The sequence below is a fragment of the Streptomyces sp. NPDC007971 genome (assembly GCF_042958635.1).
GTDB lineage: Bacteria > Actinomycetota > Actinomycetes > Streptomycetales > Streptomycetaceae > Streptomyces.
In genome coordinates this window covers 666,441-690,204 of record NZ_JBIBJK010000001.1, presented here as the reverse complement: position 1 = coordinate 690,204, position 23,764 = coordinate 666,441, and the positions used below count along the sequence as shown (strand labels likewise).

At 71.5% G+C, this 23,764-nt stretch carries 20 protein-coding genes; 12 read left to right on the top strand and 8 right to left on the bottom strand.

What is annotated here, in order from left to right; translation table 11 throughout:
* Positions 1 to 494 precede the first annotated feature (494 nt).
* A complete protein-coding gene (locus ACFZCP_RS03125) occupies positions 495 to 1,598 on the bottom strand; it encodes a hypothetical protein (protein ID WP_391423494.1) in 1,104 nt (367 codons plus the stop codon).
* Positions 1,599 to 1,798: 200 nt separating this feature from the next.
* On the opposite strand from ACFZCP_RS03125, the gene ACFZCP_RS03120 reads away from it, so the two are divergent.
* The 3 genes from ACFZCP_RS03120 to ACFZCP_RS03110 all read left to right on the top strand — a co-directional run bounded on the left by ACFZCP_RS03120 (position 1,799) and on the right by ACFZCP_RS03110 (position 4,675).
* Positions 1,799 to 3,070 carry a hypothetical protein gene (locus ACFZCP_RS03120; protein WP_391423492.1) on the top strand — a complete coding sequence of 424 codons (1,272 nt, stop codon included), beginning with the start codon at positions 1,799 to 1,801 and terminating at the stop codon, positions 3,068 to 3,070.
* A 133-nt stretch (positions 3,071 to 3,203) separates the two neighbouring features.
* Positions 3,204 to 4,370, top strand: coding sequence for a hypothetical protein (locus tag ACFZCP_RS03115; RefSeq protein ID WP_391423490.1), 1,167 nt, complete (start codon positions 3,204 to 3,206; stop codon positions 4,368 to 4,370).
* Positions 4,367 to 4,675, top strand: a complete 309-nt coding sequence (locus ACFZCP_RS03110) for a hypothetical protein (RefSeq protein WP_391423488.1) — start codon at positions 4,367 to 4,369, stop codon at positions 4,673 to 4,675. Before ACFZCP_RS03115 ends, ACFZCP_RS03110 begins: the two co-directional genes overlap by 4 nt.
* Positions 4,676 to 4,706: 31 nt before the next feature.
* Here the strand turns inward: ACFZCP_RS03110 and ACFZCP_RS03105 are convergent, their stop codons facing one another.
* Positions 4,707 to 6,140: a DUF234 domain-containing protein gene (locus ACFZCP_RS03105; RefSeq protein WP_391423709.1), complete on the bottom strand. Its 1,434-nt coding sequence runs from the start codon at positions 6,138 to 6,140 to the stop codon at positions 4,707 to 4,709.
* Positions 6,141 to 6,858: 718 nt separating this feature from the next.
* Here ACFZCP_RS03105 and ACFZCP_RS03100 point away from each other — a divergent pair.
* The gene (locus ACFZCP_RS03100; RefSeq protein ID WP_391423486.1) at positions 6,859 to 7,710 is read left to right on the top strand and encodes a LysR substrate-binding domain-containing protein; all 852 of its coding nucleotides are present in this window, start codon (positions 6,859 to 6,861) and stop codon (positions 7,708 to 7,710) included.
* Between the two features lie 118 nt (positions 7,711 to 7,828).
* On the opposite strand, the gene ACFZCP_RS03095 is transcribed toward ACFZCP_RS03100, so the two are convergent.
* Positions 7,829 to 8,830, bottom strand: coding sequence for a helix-turn-helix domain-containing protein (locus ACFZCP_RS03095; protein WP_391423484.1), 1,002 nt, complete (start codon positions 8,828 to 8,830; stop codon positions 7,829 to 7,831).
* Positions 8,831 to 9,012: 182 nt separating this feature from the next.
* Here ACFZCP_RS03095 and ACFZCP_RS03090 point away from each other — a divergent pair, with 182 nt between their 5' ends.
* Together ACFZCP_RS03090 and ACFZCP_RS03085 are read left to right on the top strand one after the other, a co-directional pair.
* A complete protein-coding gene (locus ACFZCP_RS03090; RefSeq protein ID WP_391423482.1) occupies positions 9,013 to 9,783 on the top strand; it encodes a glucose 1-dehydrogenase in 771 nt (256 codons plus the stop codon).
* Positions 9,784 to 9,904: 121 nt separating this feature from the next.
* The gene (locus ACFZCP_RS03085) at positions 9,905 to 10,864 is read left to right on the top strand and encodes an NAD(P)-dependent oxidoreductase (RefSeq protein ID WP_391423480.1); all 960 of its coding nucleotides are present in this window, start codon (positions 9,905 to 9,907) and stop codon (positions 10,862 to 10,864) included.
* Between the two features lie 241 nt (positions 10,865 to 11,105).
* On the opposite strand, the gene ACFZCP_RS03080 is transcribed toward ACFZCP_RS03085, so the two are convergent.
* Both ACFZCP_RS03080 and ACFZCP_RS03075 read right to left on the bottom strand, forming a co-directional pair.
* Positions 11,106 to 12,176 (bottom strand): hypothetical protein, encoded by a 1,071-nt coding sequence (locus tag ACFZCP_RS03080; RefSeq protein ID WP_391423478.1) that lies wholly within the window; start codon positions 12,174 to 12,176, stop codon positions 11,106 to 11,108.
* Positions 12,177 to 12,454: 278 nt separating this feature from the next.
* Positions 12,455 to 13,576: a Ku protein gene (locus ACFZCP_RS03075; RefSeq protein WP_391423477.1), complete on the bottom strand. Its 1,122-nt coding sequence runs from the start codon at positions 13,574 to 13,576 to the stop codon at positions 12,455 to 12,457.
* A 62-nt stretch (positions 13,577 to 13,638) separates the two neighbouring features.
* Here ACFZCP_RS03075 and ligD point away from each other — a divergent pair, with 62 nt between their 5' ends.
* Positions 13,639 to 14,520, top strand: coding sequence for a non-homologous end-joining DNA ligase (gene ligD / locus ACFZCP_RS03070; RefSeq protein ID WP_391423475.1), 882 nt, complete (start codon positions 13,639 to 13,641; stop codon positions 14,518 to 14,520).
* Between the two features lie 237 nt (positions 14,521 to 14,757).
* On the opposite strand, the gene ACFZCP_RS03065 is transcribed toward ligD, so the two are convergent.
* Positions 14,758 to 15,561, bottom strand: a complete 804-nt coding sequence (locus tag ACFZCP_RS03065) for an NERD domain-containing protein (protein WP_391423473.1) — start codon at positions 15,559 to 15,561, stop codon at positions 14,758 to 14,760.
* 102 nt (positions 15,562 to 15,663) lie between these two features.
* Here ACFZCP_RS03065 and ACFZCP_RS03060 point away from each other — a divergent pair, with 102 nt between their 5' ends.
* From ACFZCP_RS03060 to ACFZCP_RS03040, 5 genes are all read left to right on the top strand, one after another.
* Positions 15,664 to 16,170 (top strand): protein phosphatase, encoded by a 507-nt coding sequence (locus ACFZCP_RS03060; protein ID WP_391423471.1) that lies wholly within the window; start codon positions 15,664 to 15,666, stop codon positions 16,168 to 16,170.
* Between the two features lie 95 nt (positions 16,171 to 16,265).
* Positions 16,266 to 17,000, top strand: a complete 735-nt coding sequence (locus tag ACFZCP_RS03055) for a hypothetical protein (RefSeq protein ID WP_391423469.1) — start codon at positions 16,266 to 16,268, stop codon at positions 16,998 to 17,000.
* On the top strand, positions 16,997 to 18,250 hold the full coding sequence (locus ACFZCP_RS03050; protein WP_391423467.1) for an ATP-binding protein: 1,254 nt from the start codon (positions 16,997 to 16,999) through the stop codon (positions 18,248 to 18,250). The genes ACFZCP_RS03055 and ACFZCP_RS03050 overlap by 4 nt, the downstream gene beginning before the upstream one ends.
* 433 nt (positions 18,251 to 18,683) lie before the next feature.
* Positions 18,684 to 20,045, top strand: a complete 1,362-nt coding sequence (locus ACFZCP_RS03045; RefSeq protein WP_391423466.1) for an FtsW/RodA/SpoVE family cell cycle protein — start codon at positions 18,684 to 18,686, stop codon at positions 20,043 to 20,045.
* Between the two features lie 23 nt (positions 20,046 to 20,068).
* Positions 20,069 to 21,526, top strand: coding sequence for a penicillin-binding transpeptidase domain-containing protein (locus ACFZCP_RS03040; RefSeq protein ID WP_391423707.1), 1,458 nt, complete (start codon positions 20,069 to 20,071; stop codon positions 21,524 to 21,526).
* 126 nt (positions 21,527 to 21,652) lie between these two features.
* On the opposite strand, the gene ACFZCP_RS03035 is transcribed toward ACFZCP_RS03040, so the two are convergent.
* Positions 21,653 to 22,489 (bottom strand): hypothetical protein, encoded by an 837-nt coding sequence (locus ACFZCP_RS03035; protein WP_391423705.1) that lies wholly within the window; start codon positions 22,487 to 22,489, stop codon positions 21,653 to 21,655.
* Between the two features lie 86 nt (positions 22,490 to 22,575).
* Positions 22,576 to 23,685, bottom strand: a complete 1,110-nt coding sequence (locus ACFZCP_RS03030; protein ID WP_391423464.1) for a diiron oxygenase — start codon at positions 23,683 to 23,685, stop codon at positions 22,576 to 22,578.
* Between the last annotated feature and the right edge of the window lie 79 nt (positions 23,686 to 23,764).

The following is a 23,764-nucleotide window of genomic DNA, read 5'->3' as shown; positions in this document are numbered from 1 at the left end:
CCGTCCTTCCCCCCGTGCGCGTGTGAGGGGCGTGTGAGCGAGACGAGATCACGCACCCTGCCCAGCTCCCTTGCAGGTCAGAGTCATAATCAAGCACGCCATGAGCATGCTCTTCGGAGCCGTGTGCGCAGGTTCGAATCCTGCCCAGAAGAACCTCCTGCGCAAGCAAAGCTGCTGGTCAGAAGGCATATGTCCGCTTGCCACCTGCAGGCTCACGATGCAACGACCTGCTCCCTCTCAGGCATCGCCGTAGGTCGAAACGTGTTGTCCATCTGTTGACCGTGCGCAGGTTCATCCCCACCCGGAAACCCGCAAGAGGGGAAGGCTGCCCAGGCTGGCTCACTAGGCACGCGCAACACGATGCCTCTCCGTGGGGTGCAGGCGATGCCCATGCACCCTGGCCCTGGCCCTGGCCCTGGCCCTGGCCCTGGCCCTGGCCCTGGCAAGAGCAACGCCTACTGGTCGTAGAGGGGCCGTTTTCGCGCCTTCGGTGCTTACAAAGCGCCTGTCAGCAGTCGGCCGACGAAGTCCACGTGCTGCGTGTGCCCCGCCTGGAGCCACGTCTCGGCATTGCCGGAGCCCTTCGAGCCGTCACCGTGCGCGCAGGCTCGCAGCCAGCGCTCACCTTCGGCGTGGCCCGGATCGCCGAGTCCGCGGAAGCCGTTGTGCTCGACTATCCAGCGGGCCTGAGCGCGTACCCGGGAGACGTGGTCGGGGCCCCTGGTCGGTGCTCGGGTGATGAGGAAGCCGTCCGGTGTGGTGTAGCGCAGCAGGCTCCAGCCCGGGCCTGGTTGCCGGACGGGGGCGATGTTGGCGCTGCAGGCGTGCTCCACGGAGTAGTCGCCGTACACGATCCTCCTCGCCAACTCCGGGCGGGCGGTGCGCACCAGGTGGTGCAGCCGCCAGTCGTGGCGCACGGTGGTACGGGTGGGTTGCCTGTCGATGTCGTCCATGAGCCGGGGGAAGGCGCCGGCGGTGAGGACGAGCGTGCGCCACGGGACGAGGGTGCCGAGGAGGTCGATCGCGATGAGGGCGGTCTTGACGGCTTCCCCGGCGTCCGTGACCGGTCCGAGGTCCAGGATGAGGTCGAGGCGGGAGGGTGGCAGGCAGAGGCGGTCGATCAAGTCGAGGAGCTGCGGGCGGAGGCTGCCGTGCGGGTCCAGGGGTTCGTGGAGCGCGAGCCGTATGCCGAGGCTGCGACCGCTGAGGAAGGTGAGGTCGGCGGCGTAGCGCTGCTGCCTCGGGGCGCGCTCGGGCCCGGTGACCAGGCGCAGGCGGCTTCTGACGGCTAGGCGCCACAGGCTGTTCGCGGACCCGTGGATCAAACGCTCGACGTGGGCCGCGTCGACCCAACCGGGATTGTCGCCCATCGTCTCGATGAGGTCGTTCACGCGCGGGGTGAGCCAGTCACTCAGCAGGGTCTCGTCGGTCTCCGGGTCGGACAGCGGAGGTGCGTCCCGAAGACGCTCAGGCCCGACGCGCGGTACCACGGTCCACAACGGCTCGATCCGGCGCCTCACCGACGCGTCCACGTGTTCGTAGGCCCGCCTGGCGGCTCGGGTGGTCGGCAGTACCGGTACGTAGACGGTTCTGACCATCGCGGCTCCCCCGTCGGTCCCGCAGCATGGGCGTATCGCGCCTGATCGAAGGGTGCGGGGAGAGCTTTCATGACGAAAGAGGGCTATTCAGGCCACGGCGGCGGTTGGAACCGCGTCGGCGTGCCCGCGCCGTCACTCCAGCGGGGGCTGTCCTCGACCGTCCGGTCCGCGTTCCACCCTGCTCTGCCAGACTCGATGGCATGCCGAAGAGCCGTGGCCGCCGCAAGCCGGGTGGCGGTAAGGCGCCCGTACGCCGTTCGCCGCATCCCCTGCGCCTGTCGGGTCGTGTCCTGCGGGAGGCCCGAACGCAGCGTCTGGAAGACAGGGATGTCCTCGCGGTGGAGGCGTGGGCGAGCGGGTGTCTGGGCGAGGCGTGGCTGGCCGCCGGGATGACGGAGCGCGAGCCGGAGCAGACGCTGTGTCTTGAGGTGGTGGGACGGGCTTCGACGACACCGTCCCCGCATGGCCTTGCCACGGTGGCCGCGCTGGAGCGGGTCGGCCCGCCCGACAGCCGCTCCCTGCTCGGCGAGACGGTGGAGATCCTCGCCAAGTCGCAGCCGCTGCCCGCCTGGTACGCGGCCGCGCCGCACCGCCCGGTGCGGGCCTGGCGTGCGGTGGATGTGTGGGACAGCGAGCGGGTGCTGTTCGTCGAGTACAACGGTCCCGTCCCGCACATGCTGATGGCGCAGATCAGCGAGGTCGGCGGCACGATGGTCGACAAGCTGGCGCTGCTGACGCCGGCGGCGGCCGAAGCGTGGGAGGCGATGCGGGAGGACGGCGAGGTGCCGATGCCGCCGGCCGAACAGGACGCGGACGAGGTGCTCGCGGATCTCGCCCTGGCGCTGCGGCTGACGGACATGACCTGGCCCCGCCAGGACGACGAGGACGTCGTCGCCCTGCGGGCCCTGGCCTGGGCGCGCTGCCGAGACCACCTGCCCGACTGGCCCGAACACCAGCCGCTCGACGAAGCCGAACGCGCCCGCCTGCTGGACGCGTTCACCGCCTCCCGCACCCATGCGGCACAGGAATCCGACACCGTCAGGTCGCTGGCCGATCTGTTCCTGGACTACGGAGAGAACTACCTCGGCCGCGGTCCGCTGTGCTGGAGCCCCGGCCAGGCCGCCGGCTTCCTGGAGGACTGGCTGCCCCGCAAGGCCGTACTCGATCAGGAGCACCGCATGCTCTTGCCTGCCGTGCTGACGCAATGGGTGACTTTCGCGCTCACCGAACGCGGTGTCGAGGAGCCATGGACCTCTCCCGTCGTCGCCGCAGTCGATGCGCACGCGTCCGCCTTTCGCGCGGCCTTCGACGACGAGGAGGCGTGGGGTCCGGCCAAGCAGATCTCGGCCGCCCTCGCCACGCGGGGCGTCGACCTCACCGACCGCGATGCCGTCGACGCCGCCGTGCGCACCCTCAACGCCGAACGGCTCGCCCATCAACTCACGGGTCGGCCCCGGCCGTCCGGCTCCTGACACATACCCCCAGCCAGACGCGCGCCGCGCTCGCAGGCGGCGGCTCGTGTCGTACGGCAGAAACTTGAAGAGCAGGAAGGAAGAAGTGGACCAGAGCGGTTCCCCCACGGCGCGTCCCCCAGTCGCAAGGCTGGTGGCACGGAGCGGAGATCTCAAGAGCGAACTGGTGGCGTTCGCGCAGGGTCCGCGCTTCGCCCGGCGGCTGGATGCCCGGCTCGACGAGGCCGAGGACCGACTCGGCTTCCTGGACGAGGCAACCGCAATCCAGACGATCGATCACTTCGCGCTGCAGTACCGGCTGGCCGACGGCTCCACGGTCGTCGAGCAGTTCGTGGCCCAGCGTCGGCCGCCGCTGTCGGAGGACGAGCGTGCGATGCTGCTCGGCTGGCGCGACGTGGTCGAGGGGATCTTCGAGGTACAGGGCCTCGATCGAGGCGCCGCCATCCTGCACAACCTGCTGGACGACCTCGTCTACCAGGTCCACTCCAACCTGGGGCGGCGCGCTCTGGGGAAACTGCGTGAGGGGATGTTCGTTGTCGCGCGCATCGTGCCCGTCCACCCCGACACCGACGCCTGGGTGGTCAGCGGCAACCTCACCACCTACCCGCCCGGCGACGGTTCGGAGTTGGCGCAGGTCGCCGTCCAGACCCTGGCTGTCAATCCGCAGCTGCTGCACCGCAATCCCGAGATGCTGCGCATGGCCTGGGAGATGCAGACCGAAGCCCGTTCCGACTTCATCGAACTGTTCGGCACCGACCTGCTCGTCCTGGACCCGGCAGAGGCGCAAGTCCGGTTGCGGGAGTATCACCATCACCGGCAGGAGAAGGCCCTCGCCGAACTTGACGACGAGGCCGCCGCGCGGGCGAGGAACAACGGGCCCTCGGTAGACGAACTGAGCAGCCTGCCCGAAGAGCTTCTCGACTCGGACGACGTCGCTGTGATCTGTGACGAGACCGAAGGCATCTGCTATTACGCCGACTTCGGCCGCCTCGACGCACTGTTCGCCGATCCCTCTCTGACCCGTAACCGCACCTACCTGACGCAGCTCCGGAAGTACCTGAACGACGACTCCGTCTCCCCCATGGTCATCCGCCGCCTGGTCCAGCGGCATCCCGAGAACGCCGATGCCGTGTTCCGCGCGCTCCTGCGCAAGCCCGCGTTCACCTGGGAGCAGGATGGGGACGAACTGCTGCGCCGTCGCAAGAAGAGTCACTACACACACGAGCCCCTGCCGAGCATCGCCCCCGTCGGCGCCCGCCTCGCCGAACTCCTGCGCGCGGAAAGGCACCACGGACGATGAGGCCCACCACCACAGCACTCGCCGCCATGGTCGCGGAGGCGATGGTCGATGCCTACGACGAGTACGAACAACTCGCCGCTCTCCATGCAGTCATCGAGGACCGCCTCGCCCTCCCGTTCGACACGGCCGTGCTCGGCGTCACCGTAACCGTCACCGCCGTCCGGCTCCGGTCCGGCAGCGGCATCGTCGCCCTGTGCAGGCGCGGTCGACACCGTCAGGCGATCGGTCTTCTCGACCTACCGCTGCCCGAACCCGCGCCTGAGGGGTGGGCCTGGGTGGAGGCCTACCGGCACTGGGCATGCTGAGCGACGAATTCGATGCCTCATCGTCTCTCCGCTACCGCCAGGCGCGGACCAGATCTTCAGGTCCCCAGTGGGCCGCAAGCGGCAGGCTGCCGACGACGCCGCTGCGGGACGCCGCGACCAGCGGGGTGTCCGGCCCGGCACCGGGCACCGCGAGTACGTCCCGGGCCAGGGCGTCGTATTCGCGCCGGCCGAACGGCTGGGACTCCAGCCACTTGATGGAGCCGACGAAGTGCACCGCGCCCGCGACGGATTCACGGTCGGTGCCGACCAGGTCGATCTCGGGGTTGTTCTGCCGGTTCCACCAGCCGCCGACCGCTTCGGTCTCCGGCCATCGCTCGTCGGGCAACAGCCGCAGCAGCGACTCGCGGATGAGCGGCTCGACCGCGCGCCCCCGCCAAGTGGTCCAGGACCGCTCGATGCGCTCCAGGGCAAGATCGCCCCGGCCGCGCTCGATGAGCGGGATACCCCGCTGCAGGAACGCCAGCCAGAAACGGAGATACGGATCGGCGATGCGGTAGCGCTTGTTCTTGGTGTCGGCCTTTGCGGACAGCGGCAGGTCGGCCGCCAGAACCCGCTTTGCCTGCAGGGTGTTCAGCAGCGGGGACAGCGTGCCCGATGGCAGGGCACCTGTTCCCCCGGCCTGTGCAGCGATGGTGGAGAAGGTCCGCTCGCCGCTGCCCACCGCCTCCAGCACCGCCCGCGAGTGTGACGCCTCGGGGAACTCCCCCAGCAGCGACAGCTCGCCCGCCACCAGTAGCGGAGACAGCGGATTCGCCACCGCCTCGCGCAGGAAGTCGGCCCGGCCCACCCCTGGCCGCCACGACTGGACGATTTCCGGAAAGCCTCCCGTGATCAGCAGCGCGTCCACCGCGTCCGCCGCGTCCAGCCCGGTCATGGCCTGCACATCGCCCAGGTGCAGCGGCCGTACGGTCATCTTGGCCGCCCGCCCGAAGAACGGGCGGCCGTACGACTGCAGCGCCTCCATCACCGACATGTCGCTGCCGACCAGGATGAGCAGGACCGGCTTGGCGGACAGGTGACGGTCCCAGACGGTCTGCAGAGCCCCCTCGAACTCCGCGTCCTGCTCGACCAACCACGGCACCTCGTCGATCACCGCGATGCTCGGAGCGTCGTCCGGAACCGCGACGGCCAGTGAGCGCAGCGCCTGATTCCAATCCGCGGCCTGCAGCCCGGCCACCAGCTCCGCCTCCGGTAGGGCGGACTGGGCGAGCGCCCCGGTGAAGTCCGCCCGCTCGGCCGCGGCATTGCGGCCCCGGGTCGCCTGGAAGACCACATACGGAACCCGGGACCGGTCACAGAACTCCTGAACCAGGCGAGACTTCCCGACCCGGCGCCGACCGGTCATGATCACGGCCCGCCCACGGGTAGCACCCGCGCCCTCGATCACCAGGCCCAGCTGCCCAGCCAGCAGATCCAGATCGGCTGCCCTGCCCTTGAATTCCACAGGCAGCACCCTCTCGACCAAAACACAGTTTCGATATTACGTAGATTGAATCTTACTTAGATGTTAGCTCGCTTCCTATGTCAGCGTGAACCCGTCGGAAGCATGGATGGGCGCGCCACACCGTTTCGGGCTCGGGTAGATGGACCACATCGGGCAACCAGAGAATCCCGCAGGTCACAGCGGGTCCGGAACGACCGTCCCTTGCTTGTGGCTCCTGCCGGGACCCGAAACTCGCAGCAATCAATCGCCGCCGATCTGCCGCTCCGACCGGACAACCGTCTCGATCACCAGCTGCCCGCCGCCGACCAGCGGTTCCGTCCGCCCCCATGCCCCGAGTACCCCGCCGGGGGCACTCGCCCAGGATCAGCAGAAATCAAGCGCTGACCAGGGCGGATGCCGACTTGTAAGAGCGGGGCCCAATCTCACTTGGCCCCGCTCAGGATCGCCCGCGTGGCATAACCGAGCGAAACCAACGGTGGCCTCGACCAGCGATTCAAGAAGGCCCTAGCCGCCCGTCATACGACCGGCGATCCTGTGACGGAGCCTGCGCGGAGCCGCTGAGCCGTCCCAGCGACCACAGAACGCAGATCTGCAGATCACCGATCCACATGATCTCCGGCTGCAGTGCCGGGAGCCCCGGCCCCCTCGATCCGACCGCGGCCCGGCCCTCGGCGGACGGCCGGGCGGTGTCGATACCGTGCGGGTATCGTCGCCGGTCATGGAGCTACGGACGTTGCGCTATTTCGTGGCGGTCGCCGAGGAACTCCACTTCGGCCGGGCCGCCGCCCGGCTGCACATGAGCCAGCCTCCGCTGAGCCGGGCGATCAAGCAGCTGGAGACCGACCTCGGCACCCCTCTGTTGCACCGCTCCGCCGCCGGCGTCACCCTCACCCCCGCCGGGGCGACGCTGCTGGACGAGGCGCGCACCCTGCTCGGCCGGGTCGACCAGGTGCGCGTGCGCGTGGCCGCGGCGGGCGGCGCCGCGACCCTCACCGTCGGCATGCTGGGCGACAGCACCGACCGGGGTGCCACCAAGCTGGCCGCCGCGTACCGCCGGCACCACCCGGGCATCGAGGTCCGCATCCGCGAGACCGACCTGACCGATCCGGCCTGCGGGCTGCGCGCCGGGCTGGTCGACATCGCCCTGACCCGCGCGCCGTTCGACGAGACCGGTCTGACGGTGCACGAGCTGCGCGCCGACCCGGTGGGCGCGGTGCTCCGCGCCGACGACCCGCTGGCCCGCCGCGGCCGGCTGGAACTGGCGGACCTGGCCGGCCGGCGCTGGTTCCGGTTCCCGGAGGGCACCGACCCGCTCTGGCAGTCGTACTGGAACGGCGGCGAGCCCCGCGAAGGTCCGGTGGTGCGCGGTGTCCAGGAATGCGTGCAGGCCGTGCTCTGGAACGGCACGGTCGGCATGACCCCGCTCGGGCACGACCTGCCCGAGGAGCTGACCGTGGTCCCGCTCGCCGACATGGCGCCGAGTCGCGTGGTGGTGGCGGCGAACGAGGGCGACGCAAACCCGTTGATCGGGTCGTTCGTGCGGATCGCGACGGCCGCATACCGCCACTGAGCACCCCAGTGCGGGCTACGTCCATCCGCAGGCCGCAGGCCACAGGCCGCCGCTGGGATACCCAGCGCCTCTACGCCTCTACGATGTGGACGGCTCCCCCACGGCCTGATCAGCACCCCTACGGTGTGCTCGGCTTCGTGTCGCCGGATCCGCGTGCGAACTCGGCAGGCGTCCGGCCGTACTGGCGCTTGAAGGCACGGATGAAGTGACTGCTGTCGGCGAACTGCCAGTGGGCGGCGAGATCCGAGATGCTCGGCCTGCCTGTGGCGGCGAGGAGTTCGCGCCGGGCCCGTTCGAGCCTGCGGCGGCGGATGCAGCCGCCGACGGTCTCCTCGGTGGCCGCGAACGCCCGGTGCAGCGTCCGTACGGAGACGCCGAGTTCGCGGGCGAGCATCTGCGGGGAGAGATCCGGATCGGCGAGCCGGCTGTCCACGAGGTCCTGCGCCGACCGGGCCAGCGCGTGGGCCAGCTGCGGCTCGGTACCGTCGGCCCGCTGTCTCAACACCCCCTTGAGCAGCTCGATCAGCGCGTTGTGGGCGGCCTGCACGCCGGCCGGGGTGAGGTCCTGGACGGATTCGTGGACCAGGTTCACATGGGCCAGCAGCAGCCGCATCTCCGCCGAGGCCGCGGGCCCCGCGATCAGCCGGTCCCGGATCAGCGGTCCGAGGTCGGACGCGGGCACGATCAGTACGCTCGCCGCCGTGTGCCGCGCCACCTCGAACGTCGGCGGACCGGTGCGCTGCACCATGAAGTTCCCGGCCGGGACGATGAGTTCGCCGTCGCGCCGCCGGGAGAAGCGCCAGGCGTTCTCCCGGACCACGTGCATCAGCACCTGATCGTCGCGAGGCGGGGAGGCACCCCTGTCGGCGCCCCCGACGCCGGCGCTGTCGGCACCGGCGCCGAACCCGCCGTTGGTGCCGATCATCGACTCGCTGCGGACGTCGGCGATGACCGAGTCGTGCGCCTTGACCGCTCGGGCGCTGATCCGGAAGTCGCCTCGGCGGCCCGGTGTGAACCGGGGCGCCGGATACGCCTCGCCCGTCTGCGCCTCCCAGCCGCGCCGGAAGACGTCGAAGCCGTGCTTCGGGGTGCCCGATGCGGTCACGGCGGTCACGTCCACGGCGAACACGGCACTGGGCCTCGGCCTGTTCGTCACCGTCACGGCCCTCTCGCTTCCGCTGTGGCGCTGATGTTCCACGGGGATGGCACTGCGGTCCAAGCGTATGCGGTGCCGCTCTTCCTAGCGTGGACGGAGCCGGACGGACAGGTGCGGCAGCCCAGGCCCAGGAGAGGACCGACGTGATGAGTGAGGGTACCGAGCGAGTGGTCGTGGTCACCGGAGCCGGATCGGGCATCGGCGCCGCGGTCGCGCACCGGTTCGCCGCCGAAGGCGCTGCCGTCGTGCTCGTCGGGCGGACGCGGGAGAAGCTCGACAGGACCGCCGCGACGGCTCCTGACGGAGGGACCTTCCTCGCGCGCACGGCCGACCTCACCGTGCCGGACGAGGTCGATGCGCTGATCGCCTCCGTCGTGGCCGATCTGGGACGCCTCGATGTCCTGGTCAACAACGCGGGAGTGCCCTCGCTCGGCACCGTCGAGACCGTCACCCCCGAGGAATGGCGCGCGGTGATGGCGATCGACCTCGACGCCGTCTATCACACCAGCCGGGCGTCGATCCGGCATCTGCGTGCCACGGGCGGCTGCATCGTCAACGTCGGATCGACGGCAGGGCTGGGCGGCGACCACGGCATGGTCGCCTACAACACGGCCAAAGGCGCGCTGGTCAACCTCACGCGCGCCATGGCGCTGGATCACTCCCCCGAGGTCCGCGTCAACGCCGTCCACCCCGGGTTCACGCTGAACACCGGCATCACCGCCGGCGCCACCCCGGAGGCACCCCTCGTGCGGGCCTTCGCGGAGCGCATCCCCTTCGGCCGCGTCGCCGAGCCCGAGGAGGTCGCCGGGGTCGTCGCCTTCCTCGCCGGTCCCGACGCACGCTATGTGACCGGCGCCCAGATCCCGGTCGACGGCGGCCTCGGCGCCATGAGCGGGCAGCCCCGCATCGTGGTGTGAGCGCTCGGGACGTGCCCCGGGGAACCGGGGGAAGAGTCCCTCGGCGAGGATCATCCTGCCGGGCGGCCTCGGACGGGGTGGCCCGCGTGCCCCGACAGCGAGATCCCCCGGGAGGAACGACATGCCATTCCGCTGCGCCGTACTCGACGACTTCCAGAACGTGGCGGCCGCCTCCGCCGACTGGTCGACGCTGGGCGACCGGGTGGAACTCGTCCCGTTCACCGAGCACTTCGCCTCCGAGGACGAGCTCACCGCCGCCCTCGCCGGTTTCGACTGCGTGGTCACCCTGCGGGAACGCGTGCCCTTCCCGGCGTCCGTGCTGAACCGGCTGCCCCGCCTGAAGCTGCTGATCGCCTCCGGCATGCGCAACTCGGTGATCGACTACGCGGCGGCGAGGGCCGGCGGTGTCACCGTGTGCGGGACCGAGAGCTCCTCCACCCCGCCGGTCGAACTCACCTGGGCCCTGATCCTCGGCCTCGCCCGGGGCATCGTCCAGGAGAACAACGCCCTGCGCGAGGGCGGCCCCTGGCAGTCCACCGTCGGCGCCGACCTGCACGGCCGCACGCTCGGGCTGCTCGGCCTGGGCAGGATCGGCAGCCAGGTGGCCCGCGTCGGGCTCGCCTTCGGCATGCAGGTCACCGCCTGGAGCCGGCACCTCACCGAGAAACGCGCCGACGAGGTCGGCGTACGACTCGCCCTGTCCAAGGAGGAGTTGCTCACGAGCAGCGACTTCGTGTCGGTGCACCTCGCGCTGGGCGACCGCACCCGGGGACTGCTCGGAGCCGCCGAGCTCGCCCTGCTCAAGCCGACCGCGTACCTGGTCAACACCTCGCGGGCCGCGATCGTCGACCAGGACGCGCTGCTCGCCGCGCTGCACGAGGGCCGTATCGCCGGCGCCGGCATCGACGTCTACGACGTCGAGCCGCTGCCCGCCGGCCACCCGATGCGCACCGCGCCCCGCCTGCTCGCCACCCCGCACCTGGGCTATGTGTCCCGCGCCAACTACGAGCGCTACTACGGCCAGGCCGTGGAGGACATCCGGGCGTACCTCGACGGCGCTCCTCTGCGGGTCCTCGGCTGAGGGACCGCGTGCAGGGGCGGCTCGCACCGTCGGCAACACCCGGGCACGTCGAGGTACCGGCTGCGGCTGCCGACGGGGGGCCGACGACGGGGGGCTGACGGCTGCGGCCAGGACCGGGGCCGCCAGTTGCGCCAGACGGCTGCGGCTGCGGCTGCGGCAGGGACAGGGACAGGGGGCCAACGGAGGGACCCCGGCTTCGGCGAACTTGCCGGGACCGGGGTCCTCTCGTGCGCGGGGTCGGCTAGTCCGGCAGCCCCTGGAGCGTCTCCTCCTCGTCGTTCGCGGCGTACGGATGGACGGACCGCTCGCCGTCGAACGGCGTGAACCAGTCGCCGGACTGGCTGGGCAGGACGTCCAGGTGGTCGACCGCCGCGTTCTCGCGCACGCCGTCCGCGAAGGTCTCCAGGGCGATGGCGATCTCCTCGGTGAGGAGGCCGTACATGTCGGCGGTCACCTCGGCCTGGGTCAGCAGGAGGCCCAGCAGGAGTTCCTCGGCCACGCAGTTCACCTGGCCGAACTGCGGCTGGGTGAGGCGGCCCGTCAGGAACACCGCCGTGACGACCAGGCGGCGCACGAACAGGACCGTGTACTCGTCGGCGAACTGCGAGGGCAGGTCGTCCAGGATCATGAAGGCGGTGTCGCTGTCCGCGACCGTCGGGCCCTCCTCCTCCAGGGCCGCCAGGTCCGTGAAGAGTTCGTCGATCAGGAGGTCGATGGCGTACACGACGGCGCCGGCCGCGACCTCCGCCGCCTCCCGGCCGACGGTCCGCTCCTCGGGAGCGGAGGAGTGGCCGAAGGCGTCCAGGGAGAAGGCCTTCAGGCTCGGGGCCAGCGCGCGGAGGGTGGCGCGCATGGCCTCCGCCTCGGCCCGGTCCGGGCCTCCCGGTGTCACGGGAGCCGCGGCCGCATGGCGCCGGGCGCGTTCCGCCGGGTCGTCCGGCGGGGCGTCGGGGCCGTCGGCCGCGGCCAGGCTCTCCTGGAGCAGTTCGCAGTTCAGTTCCACCGCGCACCGGGTGATCTGCCAGTCGGCGAGCGGTTCGGTGCGTTCCAGGAGTTCTGCCGCGACCTCGCGGGCGGCACCCTCCGCGAACTCCAGTGCCGGTGCGTCCACGAAGAGTTTCAGCAGGACTCCTCCGGGATGGGCGGCGATGACGTCGTCCATCAACGCGATCTCCATCCCGTCGGGCCCCTCGATCGCCTCCAGCGAGTCGAAGCCCTTGCGCAGCAGGAAGATCACGCCCTCCCGCTGCAGCACGTCGAGTTCCGGAGCTCCCTTGGGGAGGGCCATGGCCACGGTCACCACGTATGTCACCCCCTCATCGTGCCCGAGTCACCTCATTTCAAGGGCGGGAATTCCGGTCTGTCCGTCTGCCCCGGGTCCGGCCCGCCCCCGCTCGCCCCTCCCCGCGTCCCTCTGCGCCCCCCTGCGTCCTCCTGCCCTCCCCCTATCGTTCTCCTGTTCTCTCCCCCGCGCCCCTCCCACGCTCCTCCCGCGCCCCCCTGCGCTCTCCTGCGCTCTTTCCGCGCCCCTCCTCCTCGGACGGCTCTCGCGGGGCCGGCCGCCCGGTGCCGTCGGTCCCGGGGCGGGTGTCACGCCGTGCGTTTGCGTGCGGCCGCCTTCTTCGCCGTCCCCTTCGCCGTCGCCTTCTTCGCCCCGGTCTTCTTCGCCGCCGCCGGCGTCCTCTCCGTCGACTTGGCCGTGGTCCTGCCGGTCGTCCTGGCTGTCGCCGTCGTCTTCGCGGTTGTCTTCGCGGTTGTCTTCGCCGTGGTCCTCTGTGCGGGCTGCTCGGCGGCCGTGGACTTCTTCGGGGCCGCGGTCTTCTTCTCGGCGGCCTTCTTCGCCGCCGCGGACGTCGACTTCTTGCCGCCCGTCTCCTTGGGGGTCGTACGGCCCCGGGCCAGGTGTCTGACCTCGGCCTCCTCGGCCGGTTCCGCGCCACGGGACTCGCGAGCCGCGCGCACGCTGTTCTCCAGGGCCGCCATCAGATCGAGCACCTTGCCGCCGGCGGCGGCCTCGGGGGCCTCGGGCGGCACCTCACCGGCCGCCTTCGCGGCGATGACCTCCTCCAGCGCCTCCCGGTACTCGTCGTGCAGGTCGTCCAGGTCGACCTCGCCGAGGGTGTCCATCAGGGCGTCCGCGAGGTCCAGCTCCTTGTCGCGGACGGTGACGTCCACGTCCGGTGCGACGCCCTCGGGGGCGCGGACCTCGTCCGGCCACAGCAGGCCGTGCATGGCGATCGCGTCGCCGACCACGCGCAGCATGCCCAGGCGTTCCCGGCCGCGCAGCGCGTACTTGGCGATGGCGACCTTGTGGCTCCGCTTGAGGGCCTCGCGCAGAAGGGTGTACGGCTTCGCGGCGGGGGCTCCGCTGGCGGCGAGGTAGTAGGCCGCGTCCATCTGGAGCGGGTCGATCCGGTCGGCCGGCACGAAGGCGACGATCTCGATCGTGCGGGTGGTGGGGATCGGGAGGTGGGAGAGGTCCTCGTCGGTGATCGGGATGATCGTGCCGTCCGCGTCCTCGTACCCCTTGCCGATCTCCCCCTGGCTGACCTCGCGGTCCTCCAGTTCGCACACCTTGCGGTAGCGGATGCGGCCGTTGTCCTCGGCGTGGATCTGGCGGAAGGAGATCGAGTGGCTCTCGGTGGCGTTCACCAGCTTGATCGGAATGCTGACGAGACCGAAGGAGATGGCGCCGTTCCATATGGATCGCACGTGCAGCGGCCTTCCTTTCGGTTTCTGGTGCCAGGTAGGCGAATGTCTGGAATTGTCATCCTATGACGCCTATCACAGAGGTGGAGGGGCGACGGGTCGCGCTCAGCAACCTGGAGAAGGTGCTGTATCCGGAGACCGGCTTCACCAAGGGGGAACTGCTCCACTACTACGCGACCACCGCCGAGGTGCTGCTGCCTCATCTGCGCGACCGCGCCGTGTCCTTCCTGCGCTATCCGGACGGGCCGGACGGGCAGGTGTTCTTCACCAAGAACGTGCCGCCGGGTACACCCGAGTGGGTGGCGACGGCCGAGGTGCCGCGGTCCGAGGGGCCCGCCCGCATGGTCGTCGTACAGGACCTGGCGTCCCTGGTCTGGGCGGCGAACCTGGTCACCGAGTTCCACACGCACCAGTGGCTGGTCCGGTCACCGGACGAGGCGGACCGGCTGGTCCTCGACCTCGACCCCGGGGCGCCCGCGACGATCGTCCACTGCTGCGAGGTCGCCCTGTGGCTGCGGGAGCGGCTGGCGGCGGACGGGATCGAGGCGTACGCGAAGACGGCCGGGTCGAAGGGGCTGCATCTGCTGGCGGCCGTGCGGGGGAGTTCGTCCGAGCGGACCAGCGAGTACGCGAAGGAGCTTGCCGTGGAGGCCGAGCGGGCGCTGCCGCGGCTGGTGGTGCACCGGATGACGAAGAGTCTGCGGCCGGGGAAGGTGTTCGTCGACTGGAGCCAGAACGCCGGGCGCAAGACGACGGCGGCGCCCTACACGCTGCGGGCCCGGCGGCTTCCGCTGGTGTCGGCGCCGGTGCGGTGGGGGGAGGTTGCGGAGTGCCGGAACGCTGCTCAGCTGGAGTTTCTGGCCGACGACGTGGCGCCGCGTCTGCAGGACCACGGGGATCTGCTGGCCGGGCTGCTGGATCCCGGCCGGGCGGTGCCGCTGCCCTGAAGGCCCCGAACGAGGCCCTCGCCAAGGCCCTGCACGAGGCCATGCGGGAGGCCCAGCGGCAGACCCTGAGGCAGGCCCCGCAGCAGACCCTGAGGCAGGCCCCCCCGCAGGAGACCCTGAGGCAGGCCCAGCAGGAGGCCCCGAGGCAGGACCGCGGGAGGTCCCGAGGCAGGACCGCGGGAGGTCCCGGAGGCAGGACCGCGGGAGGTACGAAGTGGCGATTTCGCCCCGTCGCCCCTACACCCTCCCCCACGTGTTCCGGTCCCTGGCCATGGCGTGGAGGGCCTCCGCGTCCGCCGGCTTCAGCACCCCGGCGAGTCGGGCCAGGGACGACAGGTCGGGGTCCTGGAGGATGCGGATGCCCCGTGGCGGGGCCGTGATCCTCAGGTCGGCCGGGCCCGCGAGCGCCAGGACCGGGCGGACCTCGGCGGTCAGGGCGTAGGTAGCACGGTCGGCATCGGCGCGCAGGCGGCGCAGCAGCGGCTCGGCCTCGCGGCGGCCCAGGGTGACCATCGGGTCGGCCACCAGGACCCGCCGCTTGCGGGCGTACAGGGCGTGGACGGCGAAGAGGCCGCCGGGGCCGATGAGCAGGTGGTGGATGCGGTCGCCGCCGGGCAGGGGGACGGAGTGCAGGGTGTGCCAGCCCGCCCCCTCCAGTCCGTCCAGGGCCTCGCCGACCGTCTGCTCGGCGGCGAGGGCCCGTCGGCGCAGGTCGGGTCGGATCCGGTGCGCGGGGCCCGGATCACGGTCCAGGGCGACGATCAGCGCCTCGCCGGGGCGGTTGGGCGCGAGGTCGTCGTCCGGGTGCAGGGTCAGCCGGGCCAGTTCGGCGGGCGTGGGCACCGGCGGCGGCCCCACGGTCACCGGGCCGGTGAGGAACGGCTTCAGGGCTTCGAGCACGTCCTGCCGGCGATCCTCGCCGATCAGGTTGACCCGGCCCGTCTCACGGTCGTACCAGGCGACATTGCCTCCGTCAGGGCCGCAGACGTACAGCCGCTCACGGCCGTGCCGCCAGGTCGGCACCACGCGCAGTCCGCTCATGCGCCATCACCCCTCGACCATGGGAACAGGAGGGGTGCTCATGGGGCAAGAACCCCGTTACTTTGGAGGGTGGCCCGGTGAGCGGGAGTTGGGGAGGCAGCGTTGCGGACCCACGAGAAGCAGCAGGACGTACCGGCTCCGGACCGCCCGTGGAGCGAGATCGAACCCGGCCTGTGGATGGGCGGGCACAAGTTCCGGGGCCGTTCGGGCCGCATGGAGTTCGCCCTCGTGCGGGACGAGTTCGATGTGGTGCAGACACTGCTGCAGCTGCCCGGGTACGGGCCCGGCCCGAGGGCCGAGCATCACGTCTGGCCGATACCGGACGGCCCGCTGGACGGGACGCAGCTCGCGGGGGTGATACGGCTCGCGCGGGCGGCGGACGAGGCCCTGGAGTGCGGCCGCTCGGTCCTGGTCCGCTGCTACCACGGGTACAACCGTTCGGGGCTGGTGGTCGCGCACGCCCTGGTCGGGCGGGGCCGCACCCCCGAGGAGGCGATCCGTCTGATCCGGGCCAGGCGCTCCCCGTGGGCACTGCACAACGAGCTGTTCGTGGACTACCTGCGCGCGGGGCTGGCCACCGCCCGGTTCCTGGAGGAACTGGCCGAGTAGCCTCTGGTCCAGCACACCCCCTTGGTGCGCAAAAAGGACTTCCCTACGAATAAGGTGTACGGGGCCACGACCGTCCCCCGGAGCCCAGGAGCACAGTGTCAGCCCGTCGCCCCGTGCGCACCGCCCTCGCCGCGGCCACCGTCGCCCTGCTCTGGGCCACGGCGTCGGCCTGCGGGGACGCGGGCGGCCTGGAGGGGGGCGGGGCGACCCCGACCGCGGTCAGCCCGGCGAAGCTGTGGCCGGACCTCAGGCCGGCGTCCAGCCCGGCCTATCCGTACGACGTGGCGACCAGGGTGACCGTCAAGGGCGTCACGGTTCCCGGTGACGACATCCGCAAGGTCGATCCGGTGGACGTGGTGGAGGCCGAGATCGCCGCGCATCCGGACGACTACGGCTCGAAGGGGGCGTACCACGCGACCGTGGACCGGATGAGGGAGTGCCGTCCGGGCGGGGTCCGGGCGCAGTGCCCGCTGCTGAAGGCGTACTACCGGGACCTGACCGGGGACGGCCGGGACGACATGACGCTCGGATTCCGGCTCTACCCGACCAACCAGACGGCCGTGCGGGTCTACACCGTCGAGCGGCACAAGCTGGTCCAGGTGCTGGCCGACAACGACGCGATCCTCGGGGTGGAGCTGGCGGGCCGGGCGCTGATCGAGCGCTCTCCGGCCGGGATCGTCGGCTACGAGTACCGCACCACCTGGACCTGGGACCCGCAGCAGCGCGCGATGGTGTTCTCCCGCGACGAGTTCCTGCGCACCGGCAAGGTCCCGCGCGGCCACAAGCCGTCCCCGTCGCCGTCCGTCACGCCCTCCGCGAGCACGCGATGAGGGTCACGGTGCCCCGGTGGACCGGGACACTCGCGGTGAAGGCCGCCACGTTCATCACGGTGATGTGCTGCGCGCTGGCCGCGCTGCTCGGCATCCTGGTGCATGTGTCGGTGACCAACCAGACCGTCGGCCAGGCGCGTGGTCTGGCGCTGTCGCGGCTGCAGGACGCCACCGAGGCGTACGAGGCGGGTGATGCGCTGCTGCCGGGCGCCGGGGTGGATCCGCAGGGTCTGCCCGCGCGGCTGCGGGCGCTCGCCGTGGCCGGCAGGCGCGGCACGATGGTCTCCTCGCACCGGGGACGGCCGACCATGTGGGCGGCGGGCCCGGCCGAGGGCCGACGGGCGCTCGCGGTGGAGGTCGACTACTCGCAGCAGTCCGGCACGATCGCCGGTCTCGACCACTCGATCCTGTGGTCGTCGGGGCTGGCGATCGGGGCGACGGTCCTGGTCGGCGCGTTCGCGGTGACCCGGGTGACGCGCCGGCTGCACGGCACCGCGCGGGTGGCCCGCCGGATCAGCGCGGGCGATCTGGACGCCCGTGTGAACGATCCCCGGACGAAGGACCCGACCCGCCCCCTGGACGAGGTGGCCGTGGTGGCGGCCGCGCTGGACACCATGGCCTCGTCGCTGCAGAGCAAGCTGCTGAGCGAGCAGCGGTTCACCGCGGACGTGGCCCATGAGCTGCGCACCCCGCTGACCGGGCTGCACGCGGCCGCCGAGCTGCTGCCGCCGGGCCGGCCGACCGAGCTGGTGCGGGACCGGGTGGCGGCGCTGCGCACGCTCACCGAGGACCTGCTGGAGATCTCCCGGCTGGACACCGGCCGGGAGCAGCTGGACGTGGACACCGAGGAGCTGGGCGCGCTGACCCTGCGGGTGGTGCGGGCCTCGGGCACCGACACCGAGGTGCGGATCGTGCGGGACGCACGGGTGGAGACCGACCGGCGGCGTCTGGAGCGGGTGCTGGGGAATCTGGTGGCCAACGCGCACAAGCACGGGCGGGCGCCGGTGGTGCTGACGGTGAACGGGCCCGTGGTGACCGTACGGGATCACGGGGACGGCTATCCGGGGTACCTGGTGGCGCACGGCCCGCAGCGCTTCCGCACGGAGGGCGGGGCCAAGGGCCACGGGCTCGGGCTGACCATCGCGCTGGGGCAGGCGGAGGTGCTGGGCGCCCGGCTGGTGTTCCGCAATGCGGTGGAGGGCGGGGCGGTGGCGACCCTGAGCCTGCCCCCGGCCGAGGAGCGCCCCTAGGGCTCGGCGCCCCAGCCGATCCGCACGGGACGTGCCACGCGCGGCACACCACGAGCGGCCTGTGCCCCACGTCGCGAACGGCGCCTGCCCCACGCCGCGAACGGCCCGTGCCCCGCGCCGCGAGGGACCTGTGCAACACGCCGTGAGGAGCCTGTGCGGCGTTTCGCGCCAGGAGCCGGCACACCGCGAGGAGCCTGTGCGGCTTTTCCGCCAGGGGCTCGTGCGGCGCACCGCGAGGAGCCTGTGCCCCAGGTCGCGAAGGCCCTGTGCGGCGCGGCGGGAGGGACCCGGGCGGCGCAGCGCGAGGAGTCCGGGCGGCACGTCGTGGGCATGCGGCCGAGCCGTGTGTGTCACGTCTCCGCGCCCCTTCGGGCGCTTCACGCCCCCGGGGCGCCTGCTCAGATGAACTGCCCTGTTTGGGTAGGTTCCGGACATGACCAAGGCCGGAACCGTCGCGGCGGGGACCCAGGGAGCCGCTCCTGCCGTACGTCTCCCCCGGCGCCGTGGCATCGAACTCGCCCTGATCGTGCTGGCCGTCCTGCTGTCCGTGTACGGCTACTGTGCCGTGGGCCTGGCGCGCACCGGCACCGTCCCGCCCGGCGCCGCGGTGTACGGTGCCGGGCTCGGCGTGCTCGCCCTGTGCGCGCACGGCGCGGTGCGCCTGCGGGCGCCGTACGCCGACCCGCTGCCGCTGCCCATCGGGGTGCTGCTCAACGGGCTCGGCCTGGTACTGATCTACCGGCTGGACCTGGAGACGCCGGGCGACCGGGCGGCACCCGCCCAACTGGTGTGGTCGACGCTCGGAGTGGGCCTGTTCATCGTCGTCGTCCTGATGCTGCGCGACCACCGGGTGCTCCAGCGCTACTCCTACGTCTGTGTGGTCGCGGCCCTCGTCCTCCTCCTGCTGCCGATCCTCTTCCCGGCGGTCAACGGCGCCCGCATCTGGATCCGGATCGCCGGATTCTCCATCCAGCCCAGCGAGTTCGCGAAGGTGCTCCTCGCGGTGTTCTTCGCCGCCTATCTGGCCGCCAACCGCAACGCGCTCGCCTACACGGGCCGCCGGCTGTGGCGCCTGCAGTTCCCGACCGGGCGGGTGCTCGGCCCGATCGTGGCGATCTGGCTGCTGAGCGTAGGCGTCCTGATCCTGGAACGGGACCTCGGCACCTCGCTGCTCTTCTTCGGCCTGTTCGTGGTCCTGCTGTACGTCGCCACCGGCCGCACCGGCTGGATCGCGGTCGGCCTGCTGCTCGCCACGCTCGGTGCCACCGCCGTCGGCCGCCTCGAACCGCACGTGGGCGGCCGGATCCAGGACTGGCTGCACCCCTTCGCCACGATCGAGGCCGGCCTCGGCCCCAACCAGCTCTCCCAGTCCCTGTTCGCCTTCGCGGCCGGCGGTGTCCTCGGCGCCGGGCTGGGCCGCGGCCACTCCGTCCTCATCGGCTTCGCCACCAAGTCGGACTTCATCCTGGCGACGGCGGGCGAGGAGCTGGGCCTCGCCGGTCTCGCCGCGATCTTCCTGCTGTACGCGCTGCTCGTGGAGCGCGGCTACCGGGCCGGCCTCGCGCTGCGGGAACCCTTCGGCCGGCTCCTCGCAGTCGGCCTCGCCTCGATCGTCGCGCTCCAGGTGTTCGTGATCGCGGGCGGGGTCACCGGCCTGATCCCGCTAACCGGCATGGCGATGCCGTTCCTCGCCCAGGGCGGCTCCTCGGTCGTCACCAACTGGGCGATCGTGGCCCTGCTGATCCGGGTGAGCGACTCGGCGCGCAGCCAGTACGACGGGCGGGTGGCCCCGTGACCGAGTACGGCAGCGGCCGGCCGATGGCCAGGTACATCCGGCACGCCTGGGGGTTCTGCGCCCTGCTGCTGGTCGCCCTGCTCGCCAACGCCGCCCGCGTCCAGGTCGTCCAAGCCGGCACCTACGACGGAAATCCGGCCAACCGCCGCCCCGCGATCGCCCGTTACCAGCAGCCGCGCGGCGACATCCTGGTCGGCGGCGCACCGGTCACCGGCTCCACGGACACCGGAGAGCAGCTGCGTTACGAGCGCACCTACCGGGACGGCCCTCTGTACGCCCCGGTCACCGGCTTCGCCTCGCAGAAGTACGGCACCTCGCTGCTGGAGAGCGCGGAGGACGGGGTGCTCTCCGGCAGCGACCCGATGCTGTCGCTCTTCCCGCTGTGGCACGACGTGACGCGGCGTCCCAGCCCCGGCGGGAACGTGGTCACCACCCTGAACCGGGGCGCGCAGCAGGCGGCGTACCAGGGGCTGAGGGGGCGCAAGGGTGCGGTCGCCGCGATCGAGCCGGCCACCGGGCGCGTGCTGGCGCTGGTGTCGACGCCGTCGTACGATCCGGCCGCGCTGTCCGGCAACAGCGAGGCGACGGCCTCGGCGTGGGAGCGGCTCAACCACGACCCGGAGAAGCCGATGCTCAACCGGGCGGTGCTGCAGACCTATCCGCCGGGGTCGACGTTCAAGGTGGTCACCGCGGCGGCGGCGCTGGACGCGGGCGTGGTCACGGACCTGGACGCCGCCACCCGCTCCCCCGACCCCTACCGGCTGCCCGGCACCCGCACCCGGCTGGTCAACGAGGGCGACGGCTGCCGCGACGCCTCGGTGCGGGAGGCCTTCACGTGGTCGTGCAACACGGTGTTCGCCAAGCTCGGCGTGGACGTCGGGGTGGCGAACATGTCGGCCACCGCCCAGGCGTTCGGCTTCAACGACAGACGGCTGCGGATCCCCTTCCCCGTCTCCCCCAGCACCTTCGACCCGCAGGTGGACAAGGCCCAGCTGGCGCTGTCCTCGATCGGGCAGTACAACACGCGGGCGACCCCGCTGCAGATGGCGATGGTCGCGGCGGCCGTGGCGGACGGCGGGCGGCTGCGGGCGCCGTACCTGGTGGAGCGCACCACCCGGCGCGGCGGCGAGACGCTCCTGGGCGACGGGGTGCGGCCCGACCGGCAGGTGATGCGTCCGTCGACGGCCCTGCGGCTCAGGGAGCTGATGACCGACGTGGTCCGCGAGGGCACCGGCACCAACGCGGCCATCCCGGGCGCCACGGTGGGCGGCAAGACCGGCACGGCCCAGCACGGCCTCGGCAACTCCGGTGTGCCGTACGCCTGGTTCGTCTCCTGGGCGCAGGCCGACGCCGACCCGGAGCCGAAGGTCGCGGTGGCGGTGGTGGTCGAGGACGCGGCGGCGAACCGGGGTGAGATCAGCGGGGGCGGGGACGCGGCACCGATCGCGAAGGAGGTGATGCGGGCCGTTCTCGGGTTGTGAGAGGGGGCCGGCGCCGGCGCGGGCCGACCGCGGAGGTTCTTCGGTCCCGGGAGCCCGAGGGAGAGGAGGAGTCGTCGTCGGTGGCGGTGGCGACGACGGCGACGACGACGGCGACGGCGACGGCGGTCAGCCGATCGGCCGGATCGTCTCGGAGCGGATCTGGCGGGTGAACTTCGCGTAGAAGGCGAGGTCCACGTCCGACGGGTCCTGATGGGCCGTCTTGGGGGTCATCACCGCGACCGCGGCCCCCGTGTTGCCGTCGTTCCAGGCGCACAGGGGGTAGGTCATGGTCACGCCGAGCTTCTTCTGGGTGAGCACCTCACAGCTGATCGTGGGTGCGCCGTCCTGGGTGAAGTCCCTTCGCGTCACGGCCACCGTCACACCTTCCGCACCGGCGGCGCCCTTCAGCATGTTGCCGCGGGCCTCGTCGGTGTTCCTGAACCGGCCGTACATGCCGGAGATCACCAACTGCCCCTCGGAGACGTCGTCCGCCACGCCGTACCGGCCGATCACAGCGACGACGTCCCTGGCGTCCCAGGCGCCGTCGGCCTCCCCCTCGATCTTCTGCCCCGCGCTGTCGGAGAGATCCTGGGCAAGCTCGAAACGGCCGTCGGCCAGCGTCCTGGGCAGGGTGAGCTTGTTCTTCGCCGTGGGAAAGCCGCTCTCGAACAGCGCCCCGATCGCCAGGACCCCCGCGATGCCGACCGCGACGACGCCGCCCACGATCCCGAGCACCAGGCCGACCCGCCGCTTCTTCGGCGGCGGCCCCATGGGCGGCACACCCCACCCGGGGTACTGCTGCTGCGGACCGGGGGGCTGCGGAGGATACGGCTGCTGCTGGGGGTACGGAGTGCCGTACTGCCCCGGCGCCTGCGGGAGCTGCTGACCGTACGGGTACGGCTGGTGCGGGTACGGCTGCTGGGGCTGGTGCGGGTACGGCTGCTGGTGCGGCGGCGGAGGCATGGACACGCCAGCACGCTACTGCACCGGGACGGACAGGCCGGAACTGCACCCGGCGGCGGTCGCTCCTCGGCCACGCCCGGCAGCGGTCAGGCCTCGGCCGCCCCCGAGTCGATCGCCTCCCGCACCTCCGCCACCCGTTCCCGCTCCTCCGCGGCGAAGCGTTCGGCGTCGAGCTGCTCGGCGATCTCCTCGTCCTGCGCCATCAGCAGGTCCAGGTTCGAGTCGCCCATCTCGAAGACGCCCATGTCGACGTAGGCCTCCTGGAGCCGCTTGCCCCACAGGCCGATGTCCTTGACGCAGGGCACGATCCGGCTGAAGAGCAGGCGCCGGAAGAGCTGGAGGAACTCGGAGTTCTCGCTGAGCTTCCCGGCCTCTGCCCTCGGTATGCCGAAGTTCTCCAGGACCTCGGTGCCGCGCAGCCGGTCGCGCATCAGATAGCAGCCCTCGATGACGAACTCCTCGCGCTCGCGCAGTTCGGCGTCGGTGAGCTGCTGGTAGTAGTCGCGCAGCGCCATGCGGCCGAAGGCCACGTGCCGGGCCTCGTCCTGCATGACGTAGGCGAGGATCTGCTTGGGGAGCGGCTTGGTCGTGGTGTCGCGGATCATGCCGAACGCGGCGAGGGCCAGGCCTTCTATGAGCACCTGCATGCCGAGGTAGGGCATGTCCCAGCGGCTGTCGCACAGGGTGTCACCGAGGAGGGACTGGAGGTTGTCGTTGATCGGGTAGAGCATCCCGATCTTCTCGTGCAGGAAGCGGCCGTAGACCTCGGCGTGCCGCGCCTCGTCCATCGTCTGGGTCGCCGAGTAGAACTTGGCGTCCAGGTCGGGCACCGACTCCACGATGCGTGCCGCGCAGATCATCGCGCCCTGCTCGCCGTGCAGGAACTGGCTGAACTGCCAGGAGGCGTAGTGCCGCCGCAGGTCGCTCTTGTCCTTGTCGGTGAGTTTGGGCCAGTACGGGGTGCCGTAGAGCGCCATCGACTCGTCGGGGGTGCCCAGCGGGTCGTACGGGTCGACGTCCAGGTCCCAGTCGATGCGCTTCTGTCCGTCCCACTGCTTGTCCTTGCCCTTCTGGTACAGGGCGAGCAAACGGTCCCTGCCCTCGTCGTACTCCCAGCTGAACCGGGCTGCACCGGTCGCGGGGACCTGCCAGGGGGAGGCCTCGGGCTCGTTGGCGTACAGGTCGTAGGTCGGCATACCTCGCAGGCTCACACGTAGACGCCGAGTCAACAAGTCATGTGCAAGGGATTGACGACCTTGCTGACAAGCAGTCTCA